The organism is Acinetobacter sp. SWBY1, from assembly GCF_002946595.1.
GTDB lineage: Bacteria > Pseudomonadota > Gammaproteobacteria > Pseudomonadales > Moraxellaceae > Acinetobacter > Acinetobacter towneri.
This window is the reverse complement of the sequence record NZ_CP026616.1, coordinates 615867-638576: the sequence shown is the minus strand read 5'-3', so window position 1 is coordinate 638576 and position 22710 is coordinate 615867. Positions and strand designations below refer to the sequence as shown.

Below are 22710 nucleotides of genomic sequence, written 5' to 3'. Positions count from 1 at the left end.
CAGCTAATAATTATTCTCATTCTTTTGTTAAAGTTTAATGACGATTCCGCATATTTTTTTATTTCCCTACAATGTAGTGGTGCTTTGTCTTTGGCTTAGTCTAGGGTAAACAGCATTTTTTCATAATGATTTTGTGTAAATATTGTTCAGATCACATGAAATGTATCGTTTATAAACAAACAGATTGTGTTGCGTTTGAGTGAAAAATTTTAACTTTCTTAGGTCAGCAAGATTGGTTTTAAATCTTAAAAAATAACTTATTGATTGCTAAATAGGTTATTTGATGCCGAAATTTTTTTGGCAAGATAGTGAGATCTTTTTTTGCGCACAATAATAATTTGAGCTTGAAATTCAAGTTCACCAAATTCAGGTTCAACCTGCACATAATGCAGTTGCCCAAACTCATCACGTACTCGTGCTTGTGCAGAAAAACCAGGACGGGCATTACCACTGGAAATTGTGGCTAAACGTCCGAGTAAATCGACTTGGCGCACGCTATATTTGGGCTTAATCACTTGGTCTAAACAGTGAATCATGAAGACTGTAAAAAAGATGGCAATAATAAACGCTGGAATAATAATGTAATAAGCAGGAACGAAATGTTGTTGTTGTGAGTAAATCAAAAACTGTAAAAAATATCCTGCAACACTGAAATTCATCAGTAAAAAAACAAAAATCAGTACTTTAGAAAATTTAACATCTAAAAGTGGCGATTCTGTAATTCGTTGTGAAAATGCACGTTTGAGCAACTGACTTGGGCGAAAATTAAAGTAATAACCAATCGTTTCGACAGTGCTGAGTAGCAATAAAACAACTAGGCTGAGATGAAAGGGCATTAAGTTCAAATCAGATAAAAACTCATGCATGCGCTAAACTCACGTGTTGAAATATTTATAGGTGATGTTATTAGATGCAGATCATTGATCTAACTCTGCTTAGAGAGCATAGATAAATGATCTGGTTTTGTATAGAGCTAAGATTTGGAACTTTTCGCTTCTTTCTGAAAGTTGCAAAAAAGTTAGTCGTTGATCAAGTAAATCCCACCATCTGAATGAACGCTGATCTCAACTTTCTCAAGTGATTGACCTAAACATGGGCCAGAAATACATTCACCTGTTTCAACTAAAAATAAAGCACCATGCGTTGAGCATTCAATATATTCTTGGTCACGGTCTAAGAATTGGTTTTCTAAAAATTCTAATTCCACTTGTAGGTGTGGGCAGACGTTTTGGTAAGCGTAATACATGCCATCACGTTGGGTGATAAAAATTGTGTCACCATTTGGCGTTTCGTAGGCACGTGCTTCACGCTCAGGAATGTCTTCCATCATACAAATTTTATTCATTATGCAGATTCCTTTTGAATGCTATGCAAAAGTTTAGCGTAATCTTCTACCGCAAGACGAGGGCCGAATTGAGAAACCACTTCACTTGAAATCAGAATGGCAAGTTGAGCTGCAGTTTGGAAACCTAAGCCTGCATTGAGTGCATACAGGAATGAACCTGCAAAGGCATCACCCGCACCGTTGGCATCAACAGCAGTGACTTGACGACCTGGTACAGAAAAAGCGTTGTTGCCATCATAAATTAGGGCACCTTGTGCGCTCAATGTAATGACAATGTATTTGCTTTTTTGTTTTAGTTGTTCTAATGCCGCTTCAGCCGTTTCCGTTCCTGTGTACATCATGGCTTCTTGCTGGTTACAGAAGATCAAATCCACACCATCATCTAGTAACTCATCCAAACCTTCACGCGCATATTGCACCATGGCAGGATCAGATAAAGTCAGTGCAATTTTAACCTGATTGGCTTTGGCAATTTCACGCGCTTGTTTTACCGCAGCACGTGCAGTATCACTAGTAGATAAATAACCTTCGATATAAAGCCATTTTGCTGTTTTAAGTGGCTCAAAATCAATTTGTGTAGCAGAAAGTTCTGCGGTAATGCCCAAGTAAGTGTGCATGGTACGTTCAGAGTCATCACTCACAAGTACCATACAAGTCCCTGTAACGCCTTCACTGACCGATTTGGTTGTGGTGTGAATACCTGCTTCATTTAAGCCTTTGAGGTAAATATCACCCAATTCATCGTTACCAACACGGCAGGCATAGAAGGCTTGACCACCTAAAGCACTAAATGCAACGGTGGTATTTGCGGCAGAACCACCCGAAGCTTGGCCTTTATGTCTTTGTGTTTTAATTAAGTTGTTGTATAAATTTGCTTGTGTTTCACCATCGGTTAATTGCATAGTACCTTTTTGCAAGCTATGTTGAATGAGAAAGTCATCCGAGACTTGAAATTCTTGGTCAATTAATGCATTACCAATTGCAAAAAGGTCAACAGTTGCCATGTCTTTAAATCACAGTCAAAATTAAAAACGCTAAGTTTACACCAATGCTCAGGATTGCTGTAGTTTCATGAATAAAATTCAGCTGAATGAATGTTATTGATGAAAAATAGGGGTTTAGCAGAGTTATCAGGAAGGTTAGATGAACATCGAAATTAAAGAAGCACAAGAGTTACCAACGCAAATTCAGACTTTGGCCAAACATGCTGCTCAAGAAGGCTTTGATTTTGTCCATCGTTTAATTGAAGAATGGGAAAGTGGTAAAAACCGCTTTAATCAGCCTGGTGAGTTTTTATTGTTTGTTTACGATGGTGATCAATTGGTTGCATGTGGTGGCTTAAACCAGCAATGGAATGAGCAAGATATTGAAAGTCGTATTGGACGTGTACGTCGTTTTTATGTTTTGCCAAATTATCGTAAACATGGCGTAGGTAAACAGCTCTTGCAACATTTAGAGAAAAAAGCACGTGCTAATTTTTCGGCGTTGTGTTTAAACACTGATACCAAATCGGCAGCGCATTTTTATCAAAAACAGAATTATGTGTATGTCGAAAATCATCCAAACTATAGTTATTTTAAATACCTGATTTAGTTTTGCTCATGCTACAGCCAGTGCAGCGCAGCATTTTGTTGATACTTTGCAAATTTCAATCAATTTAGTCGGGTTTTCAACGTGAATTATCTAAAGAACTAAAGCTATAATGGCTTTAGTTTTTTATTTGCTTATTTTTAGGAGATCACATGACTGTAGATGTCACTGAAACCATTTCCCAGACTGTACATCCTGCGTTTCAGTTGGTACGTCAACACCATGTTGAAGCCTTAGACATTTTAGTGTCTGAATATAAACATAAAGTTACAGGTGCGGTGCATTATCATTTGGCGACAGATCATGATGAAAATGTATTTTTAGTCGCATTTCGCACTCAGCCGATGGACTCCAAAGGTGAGGCACATATTTTAGAACATACTGCGTTGTGTGGTTCTGAAAAATTCCCTGTCCGTGACCCGTTCTTTTTAATGATTCGTCGTTCATTGAATACTTTTATGAACGCATTTACCGCGGCAGATTGGACGGCTTATCCATTTGCAACACAAAACAAAAAAGATTTCCAAAACCTGCTTGCGGTATATATGGATGCGGCTTTTGCAGCCAATTTAAATCCTCTCGATTTTGCTCAGGAAGGTATTCGTATTGAGTTGGAAAATGGTGAGCCTGTTTATAAAGGCGTGGTATTTAATGAAATGAAAGGTGCGATGAGTTCGCCATCCGATCAGCTTTATCACCAATTGGCTTATCATTTATTCCCTGAAACAACTTACCACTACAATTCAGGTGGCGACCCGAAAGATATTCCAGATTTAACCTATCAAGAATTGGTAGATTTTTATAAGTCACATTATCACCCAAGTAATGCGGTATTTATGACTTTTGGCAATACGCCTGCATACGATTTACAAGAACAGTTTGAACAGTTGGCTTTGGCGAAATTTGAACAGGGCGAAACGTTGTATTCGAAGCCTGAGCGTCGTTTAGCTGCGCCAGTGGCAGTGACTGAAAGTTATGCAGTCGATGCAGAAGAACTGAAAGATAAAACTTATCATGTTTTGGCGTGGTTATTGCCTGAAGCAAGCGATATTAAATTACGCTTAGGTATGCGTTTGGTTGAAGGTGTTTTACTTGAAAATTCTGCATCACCACTGCGTCATTATTTGGAAACTTGGGCGCATGCACAATCTACAGGGCCATTGATGGGCGTGGATGATTCCAACTTTGAAATGACCTTCTTCTGTGGTGTGCAAGGTTCTAACCCTGAACATGCAGCAGAATTTCAGGCGGGCGTTTTAAAAGTTTTACAAGACGTGGCTGCACAGCCTGTGGATACGGCATTGGTCGATGCAATTTTGCATCAAATTGAATTGCATCAGCGTGAAATTAATGGCGATGGTATGCCATACGGGTTGAGCTTGATTTTAAATGGTTTAAGCAGTGCAATTCACCACAATGACCCAATTCAGGTGTGGGATGTAGATACTGCGATTGAGCAAGTCAAAGAAGAACTTAAAGATCCAATGTGGTTATCATGGCTAATTCAGACGCATTTAATTGATAACCCGCACCGTGTTCAAATGACTTTGGTTCCAGATGCAGAAAAATCGGCCAAAGATGCTGCACTTGAAAAAGCACGTCTGGCTGAGATAGGCGCACAACTCACAGATGAGCAAAAAGCAGAAATCGTCGCGCAAACGGAAGCTTTAAAAGTCCGTCAAGATACGCCAGATGATTTGAATTTATTGCCAAAAGTTGGTTTGGAAGATGTGCCTGCAGCTTTGCATATTGTGCAGGGTGAGTTGCGTGAAATTATCAGTAACCGCATTGATTATCCTTTAAATTTATATCATGCAGGAACCAATGGAATTTACTATCAGCAAGTATTGATTCAAATTCCTGATGAAATTATTCAATCGCCATATTTTAATTTGCTGTCTATTTTGATGGGCGAAGTGGGTGCAGGTGAATACGACTATTTAGAATTACAACAGCTACAAACCGCAGTCAGCGGTGGTTTGGGCATGGGCGCATCTTTACGCTCTAAAGTCGATGACAAAAATCAGATCAGTGCATGGCTCACTTTAACCACTAAGTCTTTGGTGAATAATCTTGAAGCCATCCGCTTGCTGAAACTGGCATTTGAGCAATTACGTTTTGATGAAAAAGACCGCATTATCGAGCTGTTACAACAACGTAAAACCCGTTGGCAGTCGCGTTTGTCGGGTTCGGGGCACAGTTATGCCATGCAAATTGCAGGACGTCATCACAGTGCTTTGGCACAGCGCGATTACAACAACACAGGTTTGGGCGCATTAAATTGGTTGGCAGACTTGGTTGCTAAAATTGAAAAAGATGCAGCGGAATACGAGAAATTGATTGCTGAATTGCAATTGATTCACCATAAATTACTGCAAGCACCTAAGCAATTTTTGTTAGTATGTGAAGAACATCAATCCGATCGTTTGGTCGAAGAAGTTCAAGAAGTTTGGGATAAACTTATTGTTGCAGAAAATCCTGCTGCTTTAACTCAAGTTCCTGTAGATCATTCAACGCAAGATCAGGCATGGTTGATTCAAGCCAATGTGCAATTCTGTGCGGCTGCGTATCCTGCGGTGGAAGTGTCGCATCCTGATGCTGCACCTTTGATGGTATTGGCTGCATATTTGCGCAATGGTTTCTTACACAGCGCAATCCGTGAAAAAGGCGGTGCTTACGGTGGCGGTGCAAGCTACGATGGCAATGCATGTTCATTCCGTTTTTACAGTTATCGTGATCCACGCTTGGCAGAAACTTTCGCAGACTTTGAAGCGAGTATTGATTGGTTATTTAATGCAGAGCAATTGCCGCATCAACTAGAAGAAGCGATTTTAGGTTTAATTGCTAGTATGGATAAACCAGGTTCGCCTGCAGGTGAAGCGATTACTGCATGTTATGCATTATTGCACGCGCGTACACCCTCATTCCGCACAGTATTACGTGAGCGTTTATTGGCGGTGACTTTAGACGATTTAAAACGTGTTGCGGAGCAATATTTGCGTCAGCAGCAAGCATCTAAAGCCGTAGTCGCACCTGTGTCAAAACGTGAAGCATTGCTCGAACTTGGTTTTGAAATTAAACAAGTGAACTGATACGTGAAATAACAACGAAAACTTAGGGGGATTTATGAGCGCGTTCAAACTGTTTGAACGCACAGGACTGTCGCTGAGTGTTGCCGCACTCAGCACTGTGTTTGTGGCGAAAACCTATGCACAAGACCCAGCTAGCTTAGTTGCACCTGCAACACCTGAAGCCTGTGTGGCTTTAGAGTCAAATGCTGATCGTTTGGTGTGTTACGATGCTCTGTTTAAAATTCCTGAAGCAGAAAAAACAGCGCTGATTAGCGAACGTCAAGCCGCTCAGGCACTTGCTCCTGCACCTGAAACTGTGAAAGAAAAAATTGCAGTGGGTGTGAGTAATTTATTTTCATTTGATGTACCAAAGCTTGATCCGAATGTATCTTTACTGGATAAGCGCTGGGAGCTTTCACCCGATAGCAAATTAGGCACATGGAATTTACGTGCTTATCAACCTGTGTATTTGATGCCTACTTTTTGGACGTCCGATAAAAATGAACGTCCACAAAGCTTGAATGAGCAAAATACCGTTCCCGTGGGTAAGGAGCAAAACCTGACCTCAATGGAAACCAAATTTCAGCTGTCTTTAAAAACCAAAGCGGTAGAAAATCTGTTGGGTGATAACGGTGATGTGTGGCTAGGTTATACCCAGTCATCACGTTGGCAGGTTTATAATGGTGATGAGTCACGTCCATTTCGTGAAACCAATTATGAGCCTGAAGCCAGTTTGATGTTCCGCACCAACTATACACTTATGGGGCTGCATGGTCGTTTATTGGGTGTGACGTTGAACCATCAATCCAATGGTCGTTCTGATCCATTATCACGCAGTTGGAATCGGGTGATTTTTAATTTAGGTTTTGAAAAAGACAATTTTGCCTTGACGTTACGTCCGTGGTATCGCATTGAAGAAGACTGCAGCGATGACAATAACCCTGAAATTAAAAATTATATCGGGCGTGGCGATATGTTGGCATTTTATCGCTGGAAAGAGCATGACTTTTCTTTGATGCTTCGTCATAGCTTAAAAGGCGGTGATGACGCGCACGGTGCAGCACAGTTTGACTGGGTTTTCCCAATCAGTGGAAAATTACGCGGTCATTTCCAATTGTTTGATGGTTATGGTGAAAGCCTGATTGATTATAACCACCGCGCCACCTATGTTGGTTTGGGTGTGTCTTTAATGAATTGGTTTTAAGTAGATTAAGATTGATTTCTCATTATTGCTCGCTGAATATAAAACGCCAATCTTGAAGATTGGCGTTTGTTTTTGAAGTCGGATCGTATCCAGCTTTTATCCAACTTGAATATCTGCGGTTGGATGTTTAAGTCGGCTTTTTTGTGGTGTGGCGATTAAATAAGCCAAAGTCAGCGGCCCTAAACGACCTGCAAACATCAACAACATTAAAATAATTAAGCTGGCAGGTTGTAATTCACCTGTAACACCACGGGATAAACCCACCGTGCACGCTGCAGATACAGCCTCAAACAACAGGTCTAAAAAATTCAGTTTCGGTTCAAGGGCAAGTAAGCTAAACAAACCGAGGCAAATTAACATACCTGTGATGCTGATCACCGCCAAAGCTTTAAAGGTGGTACGTTCAGGTACAGCATGATTAAACACACGCACCTCATCTGAACGTCTTAAAAAACTGATCACACTTAAAATGACAATAATAAATGTGCCAACTTTAATACCGCCTGCGGTACTGAGCGAACCACCACCAATAAACATCAGAAGCATGGTGAGCAAGGTCGAGCTATTTTGCATACTTGCGACATCTAGACTATTAAAGCCTGATGAGCGAGGAACGGTAGCGTGAAACCATGCATTGAGGGCTTGATCGCCAATACTCATGGCTGCAAGGGTATGTGGATTATTGGCTTCAATCGCCCAAATCAGCAGAAAAGCCACAAAGTTTAAACCAGCAATGGTCGATAAAATCAGCTTGCTATTGGGTGAGAGTTTTTTCCAGCGTCTGGCACGTTTAATATCCATGAGTACCACAAAACCAATACCGCCAATGATATACAGCATACTAATAGTTAAGGTAATCAGGTATTGATCTGCAAAACTCATTAAGCTATTGGGAAATAATGAAAATCCACCATTGTTAAAGGCTGAAACACTATAGAAAGCCGCATAGAAAAATGCATCGCTAAATGGATAATCCTGCATCCATGCCAAGGTTAAAATAACCGTGCCAATCCCTTCAAAAAACAATGAGTAGAGCAACACGCTTTTAATGGTCATCGACACTTTAGACAGGTTGGTTTGCCCAATGGTGTCTTGCGCCATGATTTGTTGTTTTAAACCAATTTTGGATGACAAACTTAAAACCGCTAAAATCGCAAAAGTCATAAAACCTAAGCCACCACATTGTAACAACAACATAATGACCATTTGCCCAAATACGGTATAAGCATCGCCAATATTCACTACAGACAATCCAGTGATCGTCACTGCAGATGTAGCAGTAAATAAGGCATTAATCCAACTCATCTCGCCATGATGGGAAATGGGCAGTTTCAGCAAGATTGTGCCAATGCTAATAAAGCTTAAAAAGCCCAGTGCCAAAAGACTGGGTGGGCTTAAATTGACAGTTTTGATTGGTTGTTTCGCTGTTTTTTTCATTCTGACTTAAATTGTTTAGATAAGCGTTTTAATGGTTCAAGTTGTCCTTCAACCACCAAAATATCATCTGTTTGTAGCATTAAATTGGATTCAAGCGTATAGAAAATCGTTTCGGCACGTTTAAACAGTAAAAGTTTAACTTCGGGTGCATGTGACATCAGACTATGAATGCGCGTGCCATGCAAGTTGTCTTTAATTTTTACTTTTACAATATAGTGGTTGTCGTTTAGGCTCATATAACGACTCACCATCGGATAACTCAGCGATTGCGCGATGCGAACGCCCATATCTTCTTCAGGGTGAATAATTTTACTTACGCCCAAATGGGTCAAAATCATGGTATGCGCTTTACTTTTGGCTTTAACGTAAATTTTAGAAATACCCAAATTCTTTAAATTTAAGACACACAAAATACTGGCTTCAATATCTTCACCAATGGCGACCACCACTGCATCACAATTTTGAATATTCAGTTCTTCCAAAACGTGTTCATCGGTTGCATCGGCAATCACCGCATGGGTAATTTGATCGGCAATGTTTTCTACAAACTTTTTATTGCTATCAATCCCAATGACATCATGGTTGAGTTTGACCAATTGTGTCGCCACAGTTGCACCAAAGCTACCTAAACCAATGACAGCAAATTGTGCCATAGCATCATCCTGAAAAATTATATTATTCTTCCAATATTCTAAAATATTTTAGGGCTCTATACTGTAGCAATATGACTAAAAAACCGCTGAAATCAGCGGTTTTTTGCACTTATTGAGATGTGTGATCGGTTATTTTAAGAAACGCTGATAACCCAAGTTATTAGTAATCTCTTGGTATGGATAAGTGATCTTTTCCAAAGTTTCAATTAAACCATCTGGGTTCTGTTTGGCATCCGAAGCTTCTAAACCGACCAATACACGACCTTCCGCTGCACCGTGGTTACGGTAATGGAACAGGGTGATGTTATGGGTTGGGCCTAAGCGCTCCAAGAAAGTCAGTAATGCACCCGGACGCTCTGGAAATTCCACACGGAATAGACGTTCATTTTCAATATCGGCATGACCACCGACCAAATAACGAATGTGTAGTTTTGCTACTTCATCATCCGACAAATCATCAACATCGTACTGGGTTTTGAGTAACTCATAAATGTCGTGGCGTTCTTTTTCACCAGATTTTAAGCTGATGCCGACAAAGACTTGTGCAGCAGTAGCATCGCTGGCGCGGTAGTTAAACTCGGTGATATTACGACCTTGCAGCGCACGGCAGAAGTTAAGGAACGCACCTTTTTCTTCTGGAATGGTCACGGCAAAAATTGCTTCTTTATGTTCACCGAGTTCAGTACGTTCCGCAATATAGCGTAAACGGTCAAAGTTCATGTTTGCGCCACAGACAATTGACACAATATTTTTATTTTGCAATTGGTGTTGCTCGACATATTTTTTGATGCCTGCCAAAGCCATTGCACCTGAAGGTTCTACAATGCTGCGGTTTTCATCAAAGGTGTCTTTAATTGCCGCACAGATTTCATCGGTATTCACCAAAACTACATCGCGCTCAACAATTGGGCCTGATTGATCTGATTTTTGTAGTTGTAAAACTTCAAACGGTTTCTCACCAATTTGTGCGACAGCAGTACCATCGGCAAATAAACCCACTTGCGGCAAAATAACCCGTTCATTGGCTTCAAAAGCCGCTTTTAAGCAAGCCGATTCATCATATTCTACAGGAATGACTTTGACATGCGGTGCGACATCGCCCAAGTAGGCTGCAACACCTGCAATTAAACCGCCACCACCAACAGCAACGAAAACATATTCGACATCGCGCCATTGACGCAAAATTTCATTGGCAATCGTACCTTGACCTGCCATGACCAATTCATCGTCATACGGTGGAATAAAAGTCATGCCTTCATCTTGGGCACGTTGAATTGCATATTTGTTGGCAACATCAAATGAGTCACCATGTAATACCACTTCGCCACCCAAGCGTTTTACCGCTTGTACTTTAATATCTGGCGTGGTTTTAGGCATAACGATAATGGCGCGAATGCCCAGTTTTTGCCCAGACAATGCTACACCTTGCGCATGGTTGCCTGCAGAGGCAGTAATTACACCACGTTCAAGTTGGTCTTTGGGTAATTGGCTAATACGGTTATACGCACCACGCAATTTAAAAGAGAATACAGGTTGTAAGTCTTCACGTTTAAAGCGAATGTTATTGTTCAGTTTTTCACTAATTCGTGGCGCTGCGTCGAGTGGGGTTTCGATTGCAACATCGTAGACCGTTGCTTGTAAAATTTGTCGAACCAAACGAGACAGCATGTTAATCTTCCATCTAACAGTTTAAAATAGGGGGTTATTGTAACAAACCCCTGCACATTTGCGCTGTAAAATCGGCAACAAATGTCAAAAATAGTTGAGTGAAGTCATGAGTCTGTATGCTACCCAAGATGAAAAGAAGCAAGCGGCTGCCAAAGCAGCATTAAAACATTTGCCTAAAGGCGGGATTTTGGGGGTAGGTACAGGCAGTACAGTGAATTTCCTGATTGATTTATTGCCTGAATTACAATTAGAAGCAGCTGTGGCAAGTTCTGAAGCGACTGCGGAGCGCTTAAAGAAACTTGGTATTGAAGTGGTCGATATGAACTCTGTGGGCAGTTTAGATGCTTATGTTGATGGTGCAGATGAAATTGACCGTCACATGCACATGATTAAAGGCGGCGGCGCAGCGTTGACCCGTGAAAAAATTGTGGCTTCTATTGCACGTAAGTTTATCTGTATTGTCGATGATTCAAAATGGGTAGAGCAATTAGGACGTGAGTTTCCATTGCCAATTGAGGTGATTCCAATGGCTCGTTCTGCGGTAGCACGTAAAATTGTGGCTTTAGGTGGCGATCCTGCTTACCGTGAAGGTGTGGTGACTGATAACGGTAACGTGATTTTAGATATTTATAATTTAAATATTTTAAATGCGTTGGAATTAGAAAAAACCTTGAATGATATTCCGGGTGTTGTGACCAATGGTATTTTTGCCATCAATAAAGCTGATATTGCAATTGTAGCGACCAATAACGGCATTGAAGAACGTACTGCGGTTTAATTCGTCTCCCAAGCCCCTTGTTTTTAATAGGGGGCTTTTCTCCCTCCTTTATTAAAGGAGGGTCGGGGAGGATTTAATAAAAGAACAACAATGACATTATCCGACTTACCTGAAATTCAAATCACACCACATGCAAAAGCAACACGTTTACGTTTGCGTGTCGAGCCGCATCAAATTCGCTTAACTGTACCGAAATATTGTACTCAGCGACAAATTCAGGATTTTTTGCAGCAATCTGAACAGTGGATGATTGAAACTTGGCATAAACAGCAGGCGCAGCAAGGACTTGTTCGGCGTGAATTGCCAAATCAGTTATCACTTTTTAATTTGGCTAAGCCTTTAAATATTCATTATCAAACACAAAAACACAGTTTTATTTTAGATTTAAAACAGCATTGCCTATGGGTTAGTGACCGCCAACCTGCGGCATATTTAAAAGCCTTTGTTATTGCTTATGCCAAACAAATGTTGCCGATATATTTGCAAATAGTCAGTCATGAAATTGCTTTGCCATTTAAACAGTGCGCAATTCGTCAACCGAAAACCCGTTGGGGCAGTTGCAGTACGCAACAGCATATTATGCTCAATAGCGCCTTGGTGTTGTTTCCTGAACAAATTGTGCGATATGTTGCTGTGCATGAGTTGGCGCATACACGACATTTTGATCATAGTCCTGCATTTTGGGTTGAAGTACAACGGCATGATGCGCACTATTTGCAGCATCGCAAGCAGTTAAAAACAACGTCTTTGCCTTGGTGGTGGTATCAATAAAAAAGCCAACACCCACATGATAAGACTACAATGCAAAGGTGTTGCACGTATTGACTACAATCCAAATCATCTTTTATAAAATCAACAGAATAAAGAAAAGCCCCAAAACCCTAGTAAAACAGTTCAGAAAACCAAAACTTCCTGTCATACTATAGCGTTAGCTTAAACATGCTTTTGAATTGAGGTAATGCACGTGATTTCAGTTGGTATTGTCGGTGGTACAGGTTATACAGGCGTTGAATTATTGCGTCTTTTGCTACGACACCCAAATGTGAAAGTAAATGTACTGACTTCACGTACAGAAGCGGGTCGCCGTGTAGATGATATGTTCCCAAGCCTGCGTGGACACACAGACCTGTGCTACTCAGATTTAAACATCGAAGAATTAAAACAGTGTGATGTGGTGTTCTTTGCTACACCGCACGGCGTTGCAATGCAACATGCTGCGGAGCTTGTTGCAGCCAACACCAAAGTGGTCGATTTAGCAGCAGACTTCCGTTTGCAAGATTTAGCACAGTTTGAAAAATGGTATGGCATGCAACATGCTTGCCCAGACATTTTAAAAGATTCAGTTTATGGCTTGTCTGAACTCAACCGGGAACAAATTAAACAAGCACAGGTGATTGGTAACCCAGGGTGTTATCCAACCACAGTGCAACTTGGTTTAGCGCCATTATTTAAACAAGCTGAAGCTTTAGTGAAACCTGAAAGTATTATTATTGATGCAAAATCGGGTGTATCTGGTGCAGGGCGTAAAGCCAGTTTGGGCATGATTTACTCTGAAAATGCCGACAACTTTAAGGCTTATGGCGTTGCGGGGCATCGTCATCATCCAGAAATTGTAGAAGCATTGGAAAATATTTCGGGTCAAAAAGATGTGTTTAATCACATTGTGTTTGTACCGCATTTAGTACCTATGATTCGCGGTATGCTCAGCACCATTTATGTAGATTTAACTGATGCAGGTGATGCAGCAGATTTACAAAGCCTGTATGAGCAGTTTTATGCCAATGAACAGTTTGTAGATGTCATGCCAGCCAACAGTTCACCAGAAACACGCTCAGTACGTGGCGCTAACCAGTTGCGTATCGCATTGTATAAGCCACAACCGAAAAAATTAGTACTTTTGGTGGCACAAGATAACTTGGTGAAAGGTGCAGCAGGGCAAGCAGTACAAAATATGAACCTCATGTTTGGTTTTGCAGAACATGCAGGACTTGAGGTGATTGGTTTATTACCATAAGAACACGTTTTTCAACTTCACACACATTTAGATTTCGATTTAAATGTGTGTTTTGAATGAATCAAAACAAGAGATGACGATGCATAACACCGATACAGAAACCACGTCACAGTCGAATTCAAGCATGACACCCTCATCTACACCGCCAGAAAAAAAGCCATTTCTTGAAAGCAATGCGCCTTTGGCAATTGGTGCTGCCATTTTAATTTTAGGTAGTGGCTTTTTGGGCTATTCAGTCGGGCATCGTCAGGGCTTAACTGTGGTTGGTTACGATGCCGATGCAGAACAACTGGTTGAAGTGGTGCAAGAACAAAAAACGCGTTTGGAAAGTCTGAATAAGAGCTTAAATGCTGCGGTTCAAGAACGCGATGTTGCGGTCAGTAACTCCAATGATTTGTATCAAGCTTTCACTCAAGCAACTGAAGATAAGCAACGTACTGAAGGCATGAGTGCGATTTATCGTGAAGTTTTGCGTCAACGTGGTGGTTTAAGCCTGACCGTGCAAAATCTTGGGGTGAAACCATTACCAGACAATGCTTATGAATATCAGGTCGATTTGGTACAAGTGAGTCCAAACAAGCGACGTGCAAGTGGTACGGTAGAACTGCGTTTAATTCAAGGCACAGAAGTGCTGGTTGTTCCGATGGAAGACAGCAATTTTAATTTTGATAATTATGAGCGTTTAACAGGGCGCTGGAGCATGCCTAAAGGCTTTAATCCAGACTTTATTGAAGTCCGTTTAAATGGCGCAACTCCTGTGATTAAACGCTTCAGTTGGAGCAAAGGCAAAGCCGTGGAGGCAGATTCTGCCTTTATTTCTGAAATTCCACAAGCAGAAGCTAGCGCTCAATAATGTGTGATATGTAAAACTTATGCGAACCCAAAAAAGATCCATCTGTTTAAATGAAATTAAAACCACTTTTCATCAATCTGGCTATGTCGATTGGCATTTAACCCCGCGTTTAAGTGTGGATGATGCAGGACATGAAGATGATGGTGATATTGCGGTACAAACTGCGCCGCCACAATTAAAACGCCCACCTTTATATGTTGTCGTTTTAATGAACGATGATTACACCCCAATGGACTTTGTAATTGAAATTTTACAACAATACTTTGCAATGAATCTTGACCAAGCGACTCAAGTAATGCTAACTGTACACTATGAAGGAAAAGGTGTCGCAGGGGTCTATCCGCGGGATATTGCGGAAACGAAAGCGAACCAAGTCAATAATTACGCTCGATCACAAGGTCATCCATTACTTTGTCAGATTGAGCCTAAAGATTAAGGGGGTTACATGCTCAGTCGTCAATTAGAAGTATCACTACGTTTGGCTGTTAGCATGGCTCGTCAAAAGAGACACGAGTTTCTAACGGTTGAACATTTATTATTGGCTTTATTAGACAATGATTCGGCAGTCAATGCACTCAAGGCGTGTGGTGCAGATGTTATTGTGCTGCGTAAAGAACTCGAAGAATATGTGGAACAACATACCCCTAAACTTGCTGAAAATAACGATCAGGCGCCGCACCCGACCGAAAGTTTTGACCGCATTTTGCAGCGTGGTATTTTCCATGTGCAATCTAGCGGTGGTGACCGTACGGTTGAAGGCGCAGATATTTTAGTGGCAATGTACTCTGAACGTGATTCATTTGCCGTGTATCTACTCAAGCGTCATCAAATTAACCGTTTGACCTTAACGCAATACTTATCGCACGGTACACGTAAAGACGAAACGCAAGCGGAAGAAGAGGTTGAAGAATTAGATAGCGAAAGTTCAAGCTCTGCCAATGCTGGCCCGTTAGAGCTTTACACGCTAAATTTGAATACTGAAGCGCAAAAGGGTAAAACCGATCCGTTAATTGGGCGTGAAAAAGAAATTGAGCGTGCTGCACAAATTCTATGCCGTCGTCGTAAGAACAACCCATTGTTGGTGGGTGATCCAGGCGTGGGTAAAACCTCTATTGCCGAAGGTCTGGCGTGGCTGATTGTGAATGGTAAAGCGCCAAAACCACTCGAAAATGCCGAAGTATATAGTTTGGATATCGGTGCGTTGGTAGCGGGTACAAAATACCGTGGTGACTTTGAAAAGCGTTTAAAACAACTGTTAAATGCCTTGAAAAAGAAACCTGATGCCATTTTATTTATTGACGAAATCCACATGATTATTGGTGCAGGCTCAAGCATGGGTAGCACTATGGATGCATCAAATTTAATTAAACCTGCGTTGGCAAATGGTACTTTGCGTTGCATTGGCTCGACGACATTCCAAGAATATCGTCAGGTATTTGAAAAAGACCATGCACTTTCACGCCGTTTCCAAAAAATTGATGTGAATGAGCCTTCAATTTCAGAAACGATTGATATTTTACGTGGTTTAAAATCGAAATTTGAAGAATTTCACCATGTTAAATATGATGATAAAGCATTGGTGTCTGCGGTAGAGTTATCGGCCAAATTTATCAATGACCGTTTCTTGCCAGACAAAGCCATTGATGTGATTGATGAAGCGGGTGCGCAGCGTCGTTTAAGAGCCGAGCAAGATGATACTTTAATCACAGTGGAAAACATTGAAGATATCGTCTCTAAAATTGCACGTATTCCACCTAAAACCGTATCGAAAGATGACAAGACTGTACTTGAACATCTTGAGCGTGATTTAAAACGTGTGGTCTTTGGTCAAGATGAAGCTATTGAAGCGTTAGCATCAGCAATTAAACTGTCACGTGCTGGTTTAAAAACACCAGACAAACCAGTGGGTAGTTTTGTATTTGCTGGCCCGACAGGCGTTGGTAAAACCGAAGTTACCAAGCAGTTGGCAAAACTGTTGGGTGTGGAATTGGTTCGCTTTGATATGTCTGAGTACATGGAGCGCCATGCCGTTTCACGTTTAATTGGTGCACCTCCAGGCTATGTCGGTTTTGATCAGGGTGGCTTACTCACCGATGCGATTCATAAAAATCCGCATTGTGTGTTGTTGTTGGATGAAATTGAAAAAGCGCATCCTGATGTATTTAACCTATTGCTGCAAATTATGGATCATGGTTCATTGACCGATAATAATGGTCGTAAATCAGACTTCCGTAATGTGATTTTGGTTCTGACCACTAATATTGGTGCGGAAAGTATTTCCCGCGTGAGCATTGGTTTCATGGATCAAGACAACAGTAATGACAACCAAGAAGCGATGAAAAAAGCCTTCTCACCTGAGTTCCGTAACCGTTTGGATGGGGTCATTCAATTTAAAGCTTTACCTACTACAGTAATTGAAAATGTAGTTGATAAATTCTTGACTGAATTACAAGCGCAGTTGGATGATAAAAAAGTCATTCTTGAGGTTGATCAAGATGCGCGTGAATGGATGGCTGAGCATGGATATGATCGCTTAATGGGCGCACGTCCAATGCAACGTCTGATTCAGGAACACTTGAAAAAGCCATTGGCAGAAATGATTCTGTTTGGTGAACTTGCAGAACAGGGCGGTAATGTGGCTGTTTCTGTGAAGAAAGAGAACGGTAAGGCAGTCGGTTTGAAACTTGAAGTCTTTGAAGATCAAACGGCTGAACCAGCCTAATCAATCCTTATTTGAATTTTGAAAATAACCCATGTTGAACATGGGTTATTTTTTATGAATTCGCAGATGCGTGAACTTGAATCGTTACTGCTAAAAGAGAGACCACACAGGATTTATGGATTTTCAGATCACTAAAATTGCCAGCACAACGTTCTTGTTTTTTGTTACGGCAGTTATGGAAATATTAGGCTGTTATTTTCCTTATTTGATTTTAAATCAGGGGAAATCACAGTGGTTATGGCTGCCAACAATTTTAGCCTTAGCGGCTTTTGTGTGGTTATTGACTCTACATCCTGCGGCATCGGGGCGAATTTATGCGGCTTATGGTGGTATTTATATTTGTACAGCCTTGATTTGGTTAAAGTATGTAGATCAAGTCAATTTAACACGTTGGGATATGTTCGGTGGAATGATAGTAGTTTTAGGCGCATTGATCATTATTTTACAACCGCAAGGTTTAATACGTTAGGTTATATTTGGGTTTACGCATTAAACCTTAGGCATTAAATCTTAAAGCTGAGGTTGTTTTAGTTTTAAATACAGTTCAGTCTGCTTTAAATTGGCACTCGCTATTTGCCAATTGCACATTAAACTGGGTTTTTTCTGCACTGAGTTTTAAGTTCAATACATAGGGATTTACCCGTTGGAACTGATGCTCAAAAATAGATTCACAATTATGAATTAAGTTTTGTTTAAGCATATTTTTGACATTGTTATAACCCGTACTTTCTACAAACTGCGTGAAGTCAGGTGAAATAATCATGCCACGAATATTGATTTGTTTGTCTGTCGCCGTACTTTGTTCAATCACTGTATTTTGATCGACCTGATAAGGCATAGTACGAGAATCTTCATCACTAATGACATCTAAAATTTCATTTAAAGCGACGATATTTTGAATTTTATAATCTGCACTTAGAATCTTTTGTTGGACTAAATATTGATCTAATTCACTGGCTTTGGCATAGAGTGAAGCACTCGCGATCAGTGTAGTAGTGCACAGCGTAATTGTGGCAAGTGTTTTATCAATCATATTGTTCATCTAGGCTCTTTTAGAAATTTTAGAAAAATAGACCATAACTCAAGATTATAGCGAGCCAAATAAAAAAACAGCACCTTTTGGTGCTGTTTGTAACAAAACTCATCAAAGTTTTGCGAATATTTAAGACGGGTTTTAAAGCTTAGTCTTTTTTAAGATTTTCATTCAATAAAAACTCAACCAATGCTTTTTGAGCATGTAAGCGATTTTCTGCTTCATCCCACACTACAGCATTTTTGTGATCGAGCATATTTTCAGAAATTTCTTCACCACGGTGCGCAGGTAAGCAGTGCATAAATAAACAATCAGGATGTGCTAAATCCATCAGGCGTTCATTCACTTGATAGTCTGCAAACGCTTTTTCACGAATTTTTTGTTCTTCTTCCTGTCCCATGCTTGCCCAAACATCGGTCACAATCAGATCAGCATTCACTGCTGCATCCTCAGCAGAATCGACCAATTCTACGCAGTGTGCAAATTCAGACAGGAAGCGCTGTTCTGGCTCATAACCTTTCGGTGTCGCAATTTTTAAATTAAAGCCCCACATGTGTGCTGCTTCAATATATGAGTTACACATATTGTTGCCATCACCAATCCACGCCACAGTTTTACCTTCAATTGAACCACGGTGTTCAACATAGGTTTGCATGTCTGCAAGGAGTTGGCATGGGTGATGATCGTCAGTTAAGGCATTGATCACAGGAACTTTAGAGTAAGAAGCAAAGCGTTCTACAATGTCGTGACCAAAGGTACGAATCATCACAATGTCAAGCATACTTGAAATGACGCGTGCAGAATCTTCAATTGGCTCACCGCGACCTAATTGTGTGTCACGTGATGATAAGAAGATCGCGCTACCACCAAACTGACTCATGCCAGCTTCAAACGATACACGGGTTCGGGTGCTGGATTTTTCAAAAATCATACCCATGACTTTGCCAGGAAAAGGCTGGAAAACTTCATTGTTATGCTGTTTACGCTTAAGCTCAATGGCGCGTTGCAAAATTTGATTCAGTTCTAAAGTCGATAAATCGCGTAATGTTAGAAAGTGACGTAGAGCCATTCGTTACTCCACAATAATTGCTGAATGAGAAAAAACAACAATTAGTTGTTGGTTGGTTAAGTGAAAAAGGGAATCGGCTAATATACTATAGGATGCAGAAATTGCAAAAAACTAAGCTTTTTGATGAGCGTCTAGAAAGCGATCTACACAATAACTTACATAATTGGTTGTTTCTTGTTCTGTTTCTTGTTTTGGAATACCCATGATGATACGCCATTCAAAATTTCTTAAAATACCGAAATACAGTTGTGCAGAATAAATAGGCTGTTCACAGCAAATTAAACCTTGCTGACTGGCATGTTCCAATACTTTGGCAATACAAAGTTGCACATGCAAAGGGCCGCGCTCATGTATGTGTAAGGCAATATCAGGATTGCGCTGACTTTGCTCTAATACCAGACGCATAAAGGCTGCATTTTCTGGTTCCAAAATATGATGATAAAAATTCAATAAGGTTTGAATCAAATAACCACGTAAATTTGAATCAATTTGTTCAAAGGGAATGTGAATATCCTGAAAAAATTTATCACGGCGATAATCACAAATAGCTTTGAATAACCCTTCTTTATTGCCAAAGTATTTATAGATCGACGCTTTAGAACCGCCTGCGTGTTGCACAATATCATCTAAGGATACGGCATCGTAACCACGCTCTAAAAATAGCTCAGTTGCACTGACTAATAACGCTACACATCGCTCATGACCACGCTTGGTTGGTGGTATATCTTTACCTAAAGGAGCGAAATGGGCGAGTTCGTGCATATTGAGTAAAAAATCATCAATTAAATAGAAGGGAGATTGTCATTATAACAAATATATGTACAGCGTGCTGTGTCGAAGTGTACTTGCACATGGCATGATTTGAGCTGAAAAAGCCATATTTTTAGAAAATAGTTTAAATTTTGCTTATTTAGTGTACTAAAAAGCTGTGTTTATCAAAAATAAAGAATAACCAACATCACGAAAATTTATTGTGCAATAAATTTGAAAATTATTTGACTAAAGTTTTAGAGTATAGATTCTAAAAAGCCATGGCGTGATCTCGCATTCTCGATATACTCGAATTTCGAAAAATATAGTAAGAAAAGCGGAAAGGAAGATGACAGAACAAACATCTGCGGGCTTAAGATTCAGACAAGCCTTGGAAGTCGAAAAGCCATTACAAATTATCGGCACGGTAAATGCTTATGCTGCCATGATGGCAAAACAAGTGGGCTATAAAGCCATTTATTTATCTGGTGCAGGTGTTGCCAACTATTCTTACGGTTTACCTGACTTGGGCATGACCAGTTTAGACAACGTCTTGGAAGATGTACGTCGTATTACTGAGCGTGTTGATACACCATTATTGGTGGATATTGACACAGGTTGGGGCGGTGCATTCAATATTGCCCGCAGTATTAAACAAATGATTGCTGCGGGTGCTGCTGCAGTTCATATTGAAGATCAGGTTGCACAAAAGCGTTGTGGACATCGTCCAAACAAAGAAATTGTAACCCAGCAAGAAATGGTTGATCGTATTAAAGCTGCTGTTGATGCGAAAACCGATTCAAACTTTGTAGTCATGGCACGTACTGATGCCTTGCAAAAAGAAGGTTTACAGGCGGTTATTGACCGTGCTTGCGCATGTGTGGAAGCGGGTGCAGATGCAATTTTTGCAGAAGCTATGACTGATATTACCATGTATAAAACTGTATGTGATGCCGTAGGTGTACCTGTATTAGCAAACATTACAGAGTTTGGTGATACCCCTTATTACACCACTGAAGAATTGGCTGAGCAGGGCATTCGCATGGTGTTGTATCCACTTTCACCAACTCGTGCTATGCAAAAAGCAGCACTTGAAGTGATGCAATCCATTCGTAAAGATGGCACGCAAGTGAATGTCTTAGACAAAATGCAACAACGTAAAGAATTATACGAATTCCTTGATTATCATACTTTTGAAAATACATTAGACAAGCTGTTCAAACAGGAGAATTAAAAAAATGGCTGAAGGAAAAGTACTCACAGGCGCAGGATTGCGTGGACAAGTGGCAGGTAAAACCTCACTCTCAACTGTTGGTAAAAGTGGCGCAGGCTTAACTTACCGTGGTTATGATGTGCAAGACTTGGCAGAAAACTGTCAGTTTGAAGAAGTTGCATACTTGATTTTCTTTGGTGAATTGCCGACTTCAGAGCAATTGGCTGCCTATAAAGCAAAATTGAAATCTTTACGTGCATTGCCTCAAGCACTCAAAGAAGTGCTTGAGCGTATTCCTGCAGATTCACACCCAATGGATGTGATGCGTACAGGTGTTTCAATGCTAGGTAACTTAGAAACCGAACAGTCATTTGAACAGCAACAAGATGTAGCAGACCGCATCTTGGCGACTTTGCCAGCTATTATTTGCTACTGGTATCGTTATAGCCACGATGGCGTGCGTATTGAAGAAAATACGGATGATGATTCAATTGGCGCACAATTCCTGCATTTATTACGTGGTGAAAAACCAAATGAATTGCATGAACAAGTCATGAATGTGTCATTAATTTTGTATGCAGAGCATGAGTTCAACGCATCAACATTTACAGCACGTGTTTGCGCATCAACTTTGTCTGACATGCATTCATGTATTACAGGCGCGATTGGTTCATTACGTGGCCCATTACACGGTGGCGCGAATGAAGCAGCGATGGAAATGATTGAAAATTGGACATCGCCAGAAGAAGCTGAACGTGAAATGCTAGGCAAGTTGGAACGTAAAGAAAAGATCATGGGCTTTGGTCATGCGATTTATAAAGACAATGATCCACGTAACGGCATCATCAAAATCTGGTCTGAGCGTTTAGCGCAAGATGTAGGTGATACAGTACTTTATCCTGTATCGGTGCGTTGTGAAGAAGTGATGTGGCGTGAGAAGAAATTATTCTGTAATGCTGACTTCTTCCATGCGTCTGCGTATCACTTTATGGGTATTGCGACCAAACTATTTACACCAATCTTTGTGATGAGCCGTGTAACAGGTTGGGCAGCACACGTGATGGAACAGCGTGCTGATAACCGTATTATCCGCCCAAGTGCAGATTATACAGGCCCAGAATTGCGTAAAGTTGTACCAATTGCAGAGCGTTCGGCTGCTTAATTGGTTGTCTAAAAAGCTGTACCGTGCATGAACATCATGTGATGCAGCAGTTTAGGCTGAAGATAAGGTTTCATTGTTAAGCAATGGAACCTTATTTTTTTTGAGGTTTGGATGAGGGTAGTCAAAAATACAATGAGTAATTATTGAA

At 40.6% G+C, this 22710-nt stretch carries 21 protein-coding genes; 12 read left to right on the top strand and 9 right to left on the bottom strand.

Annotation, left to right across the window (positions count from 1 at the left end; genetic code table 11):
• Positions 1 to 257: 257 nt before the first annotated feature.
• The 3 genes from C3Y93_RS03255 to C3Y93_RS03245 all read right to left on the bottom strand — a co-directional run bounded on the left by C3Y93_RS03255 (position 258) and on the right by C3Y93_RS03245 (position 2349).
• Positions 258 to 866, bottom strand: a complete 609-nt coding sequence (locus C3Y93_RS03255; protein WP_096900848.1) for an OB-fold-containig protein — start codon at positions 864 to 866, stop codon at positions 258 to 260.
• A 152-nt stretch (positions 867 to 1018) separates the two neighbouring features.
• Positions 1019 to 1330: a Rieske (2Fe-2S) protein gene (locus C3Y93_RS03250; RefSeq protein ID WP_171287411.1), complete on the bottom strand. Its 312-nt coding sequence runs from the start codon at positions 1328 to 1330 to the stop codon at positions 1019 to 1021.
• A gap of 14 nt (positions 1331 to 1344) precedes the next feature.
• Positions 1345 to 2349 carry an adenosine kinase gene (locus C3Y93_RS03245; protein ID WP_004973415.1) on the bottom strand — a complete coding sequence of 335 codons (1005 nt, stop codon included), beginning with the start codon at positions 2347 to 2349 and terminating at the stop codon, positions 1345 to 1347.
• A 139-nt stretch (positions 2350 to 2488) separates the two neighbouring features.
• Between C3Y93_RS03245 and C3Y93_RS03240 the strand changes: the two genes are divergently transcribed.
• From C3Y93_RS03240 to C3Y93_RS03230, 3 genes are all read left to right on the top strand, one after another.
• Positions 2489 to 2938 (top strand): GNAT family N-acetyltransferase, encoded by a 450-nt coding sequence (locus tag C3Y93_RS03240; protein ID WP_004973417.1) that lies wholly within the window; start codon positions 2489 to 2491, stop codon positions 2936 to 2938.
• A gap of 149 nt (positions 2939 to 3087) precedes the next feature.
• Positions 3088 to 6027: an insulinase family protein gene (locus C3Y93_RS03235; protein WP_104852064.1), complete on the top strand. Its 2940-nt coding sequence runs from the start codon at positions 3088 to 3090 to the stop codon at positions 6025 to 6027.
• Positions 6028 to 6061: 34 nt separating this feature from the next.
• Positions 6062 to 7210 carry a phospholipase A gene (locus C3Y93_RS03230; RefSeq protein ID WP_104852063.1) on the top strand — a complete coding sequence of 383 codons (1149 nt, stop codon included), beginning with the start codon at positions 6062 to 6064 and terminating at the stop codon, positions 7208 to 7210.
• A gap of 96 nt (positions 7211 to 7306) precedes the next feature.
• On the opposite strand, the gene C3Y93_RS03225 is transcribed toward C3Y93_RS03230, so the two are convergent.
• The 3 genes from C3Y93_RS03225 to ilvA all read right to left on the bottom strand — a co-directional run bounded on the left by C3Y93_RS03225 (position 7307) and on the right by ilvA (position 10968).
• Entirely contained in the window at positions 7307 to 8647 is a 1341-nt protein-coding gene (locus tag C3Y93_RS03225) for a TrkH family potassium uptake protein (protein WP_104852062.1), read from the bottom strand.
• A complete protein-coding gene (locus tag C3Y93_RS03220; protein ID WP_004973425.1) occupies positions 8644 to 9300 on the bottom strand; it encodes a potassium channel family protein in 657 nt (218 codons plus the stop codon). Before C3Y93_RS03220 ends, C3Y93_RS03225 begins: the two co-directional genes overlap by 4 nt.
• A 129-nt stretch (positions 9301 to 9429) precedes the next feature.
• Positions 9430 to 10968, bottom strand: a complete 1539-nt coding sequence (gene ilvA, locus C3Y93_RS03215) for a threonine ammonia-lyase, biosynthetic (RefSeq protein ID WP_019837302.1) — start codon at positions 10966 to 10968, stop codon at positions 9430 to 9432.
• A 106-nt stretch (positions 10969 to 11074) separates the two neighbouring features.
• Between ilvA and rpiA the strand changes: the two genes are divergently transcribed.
• The 7 genes from rpiA to C3Y93_RS03180 all read left to right on the top strand — a co-directional run bounded on the left by rpiA (position 11075) and on the right by C3Y93_RS03180 (position 17804).
• Complete coding sequence (rpiA, locus tag C3Y93_RS03210) at positions 11075 to 11746, top strand: ribose-5-phosphate isomerase RpiA (protein WP_004973429.1); 672 nt, start codon at positions 11075 to 11077, stop codon at positions 11744 to 11746.
• A gap of 90 nt (positions 11747 to 11836) precedes the next feature.
• On the top strand, positions 11837 to 12517 hold the full coding sequence (locus tag C3Y93_RS03205; protein ID WP_104852061.1) for a M48 family metallopeptidase: 681 nt from the start codon (positions 11837 to 11839) through the stop codon (positions 12515 to 12517).
• A 187-nt stretch (positions 12518 to 12704) separates the two neighbouring features.
• Positions 12705 to 13760, top strand: coding sequence for an N-acetyl-gamma-glutamyl-phosphate reductase (gene argC / locus C3Y93_RS03200; protein WP_171287379.1), 1056 nt, complete (start codon positions 12705 to 12707; stop codon positions 13758 to 13760).
• 79 nt (positions 13761 to 13839) lie between these two features.
• On the top strand, positions 13840 to 14613 hold the full coding sequence (locus C3Y93_RS03195; RefSeq protein ID WP_096901621.1) for a DUF6776 family protein: 774 nt from the start codon (positions 13840 to 13842) through the stop codon (positions 14611 to 14613).
• A 19-nt stretch (positions 14614 to 14632) separates the two neighbouring features.
• Positions 14633 to 15049, top strand: coding sequence for an ATP-dependent Clp protease adapter ClpS (gene clpS / locus C3Y93_RS03190; protein WP_004973438.1), 417 nt, complete (start codon positions 14633 to 14635; stop codon positions 15047 to 15049).
• A gap of 9 nt (positions 15050 to 15058) precedes the next feature.
• A complete protein-coding gene (gene clpA / locus C3Y93_RS03185; protein WP_004973441.1) occupies positions 15059 to 17335 on the top strand; it encodes an ATP-dependent Clp protease ATP-binding subunit ClpA in 2277 nt (758 codons plus the stop codon).
• A gap of 115 nt (positions 17336 to 17450) precedes the next feature.
• On the top strand, positions 17451 to 17804 hold the full coding sequence (locus tag C3Y93_RS03180; RefSeq protein ID WP_004973443.1) for a YnfA family protein: 354 nt from the start codon (positions 17451 to 17453) through the stop codon (positions 17802 to 17804).
• 75 nt (positions 17805 to 17879) lie between these two features.
• Here C3Y93_RS03180 and C3Y93_RS03175 read toward each other — a convergent pair whose 3' ends face one another.
• From C3Y93_RS03175 to C3Y93_RS03165, 3 genes are all read right to left on the bottom strand, one after another.
• Positions 17880 to 18377 carry a hypothetical protein gene (locus C3Y93_RS03175; RefSeq protein ID WP_104852060.1) on the bottom strand — a complete coding sequence of 166 codons (498 nt, stop codon included), beginning with the start codon at positions 18375 to 18377 and terminating at the stop codon, positions 17880 to 17882.
• Positions 18378 to 18516: 139 nt separating this feature from the next.
• Positions 18517 to 19437, bottom strand: coding sequence for an ornithine carbamoyltransferase (argF, locus tag C3Y93_RS03170; RefSeq protein WP_004973455.1), 921 nt, complete (start codon positions 19435 to 19437; stop codon positions 18517 to 18519).
• A gap of 111 nt (positions 19438 to 19548) precedes the next feature.
• Positions 19549 to 20199, bottom strand: a complete 651-nt coding sequence (locus C3Y93_RS03165; RefSeq protein ID WP_096901590.1) for a TetR/AcrR family transcriptional regulator — start codon at positions 20197 to 20199, stop codon at positions 19549 to 19551.
• Positions 20200 to 20536: 337 nt separating this feature from the next.
• On the opposite strand from C3Y93_RS03165, the gene prpB reads away from it, so the two are divergent.
• Positions 20537 to 21421 (top strand): methylisocitrate lyase, encoded by an 885-nt coding sequence (prpB, locus tag C3Y93_RS03160; RefSeq protein ID WP_004973459.1) that lies wholly within the window; start codon positions 20537 to 20539, stop codon positions 21419 to 21421.
• Positions 21422 to 21425: 4 nt separating this feature from the next.
• Positions 21426 to 22562, top strand: a complete 1137-nt coding sequence (gene prpC / locus C3Y93_RS03155; protein WP_004973461.1) for a 2-methylcitrate synthase — start codon at positions 21426 to 21428, stop codon at positions 22560 to 22562.
• Positions 22563 to 22710 lie beyond the last annotated feature (148 nt).

Bases quoted from the DNA above. Each gene is read 5' to 3' on its own strand.
- C3Y93_RS03255 (WP_096900848.1), bottom strand. From the start codon at position 866: ATGCATGAGTTTTTATCTGATTTGAACTTAATGCCCTTTCATCTCAGC.
- C3Y93_RS03250 (WP_171287411.1), bottom strand. From the start codon at position 1,330: ATGATGGAAGACATTCCTGAGCGTGAAGCACGTGCCTACGAAACGCCA.
- C3Y93_RS03245 (WP_004973415.1), bottom strand. From the start codon at position 2,349: ATGGCAACTGTTGACCTTTTTGCAATTGGTAATGCATTAATTGACCAA.
- C3Y93_RS03240 (WP_004973417.1), top strand. From the start codon at position 2,489: ATGAACATCGAAATTAAAGAAGCACAAGAGTTACCAACGCAAATTCAG.
- C3Y93_RS03235 (WP_104852064.1), top strand. From the start codon at position 3,088: ATGACTGTAGATGTCACTGAAACCATTTCCCAGACTGTACATCCTGCG.
- C3Y93_RS03230 (WP_104852063.1), top strand. From the start codon at position 6,062: ATGAGCGCGTTCAAACTGTTTGAACGCACAGGACTGTCGCTGAGTGTT.
- C3Y93_RS03225 (WP_104852062.1), bottom strand. From the start codon at position 8,647: ATGAAAAAAACAGCGAAACAACCAATCAAAACTGTCAATTTAAGCCCA.
- C3Y93_RS03220 (WP_004973425.1), bottom strand. From the start codon at position 9,300: ATGGCACAATTTGCTGTCATTGGTTTAGGTAGCTTTGGTGCAACTGTG.
- ilvA (WP_019837302.1), bottom strand. From the start codon at position 10,968: ATGCTGTCTCGTTTGGTTCGACAAATTTTACAAGCAACGGTCTACGAT.
- rpiA (WP_004973429.1), top strand. From the start codon at position 11,075: ATGAGTCTGTATGCTACCCAAGATGAAAAGAAGCAAGCGGCTGCCAAA.
- C3Y93_RS03205 (WP_104852061.1), top strand. From the start codon at position 11,837: ATGACATTATCCGACTTACCTGAAATTCAAATCACACCACATGCAAAA.
- argC (WP_171287379.1), top strand. From the start codon at position 12,705: ATGCACGTGATTTCAGTTGGTATTGTCGGTGGTACAGGTTATACAGGC.
- C3Y93_RS03195 (WP_096901621.1), top strand. From the start codon at position 13,840: ATGCATAACACCGATACAGAAACCACGTCACAGTCGAATTCAAGCATG.
- clpS (WP_004973438.1), top strand. From the start codon at position 14,633: ATGCGAACCCAAAAAAGATCCATCTGTTTAAATGAAATTAAAACCACT.
- clpA (WP_004973441.1), top strand. From the start codon at position 15,059: ATGCTCAGTCGTCAATTAGAAGTATCACTACGTTTGGCTGTTAGCATG.
- C3Y93_RS03180 (WP_004973443.1), top strand. From the start codon at position 17,451: ATGGATTTTCAGATCACTAAAATTGCCAGCACAACGTTCTTGTTTTTT.
- C3Y93_RS03175 (WP_104852060.1), bottom strand. From the start codon at position 18,377: ATGAACAATATGATTGATAAAACACTTGCCACAATTACGCTGTGCACT.
- argF (WP_004973455.1), bottom strand. From the start codon at position 19,437: ATGGCTCTACGTCACTTTCTAACATTACGCGATTTATCGACTTTAGAA.
- C3Y93_RS03165 (WP_096901590.1), bottom strand. From the start codon at position 20,199: ATGCACGAACTCGCCCATTTCGCTCCTTTAGGTAAAGATATACCACCA.
- prpB (WP_004973459.1), top strand. From the start codon at position 20,537: ATGACAGAACAAACATCTGCGGGCTTAAGATTCAGACAAGCCTTGGAA.
- prpC (WP_004973461.1), top strand. From the start codon at position 21,426: ATGGCTGAAGGAAAAGTACTCACAGGCGCAGGATTGCGTGGACAAGTG.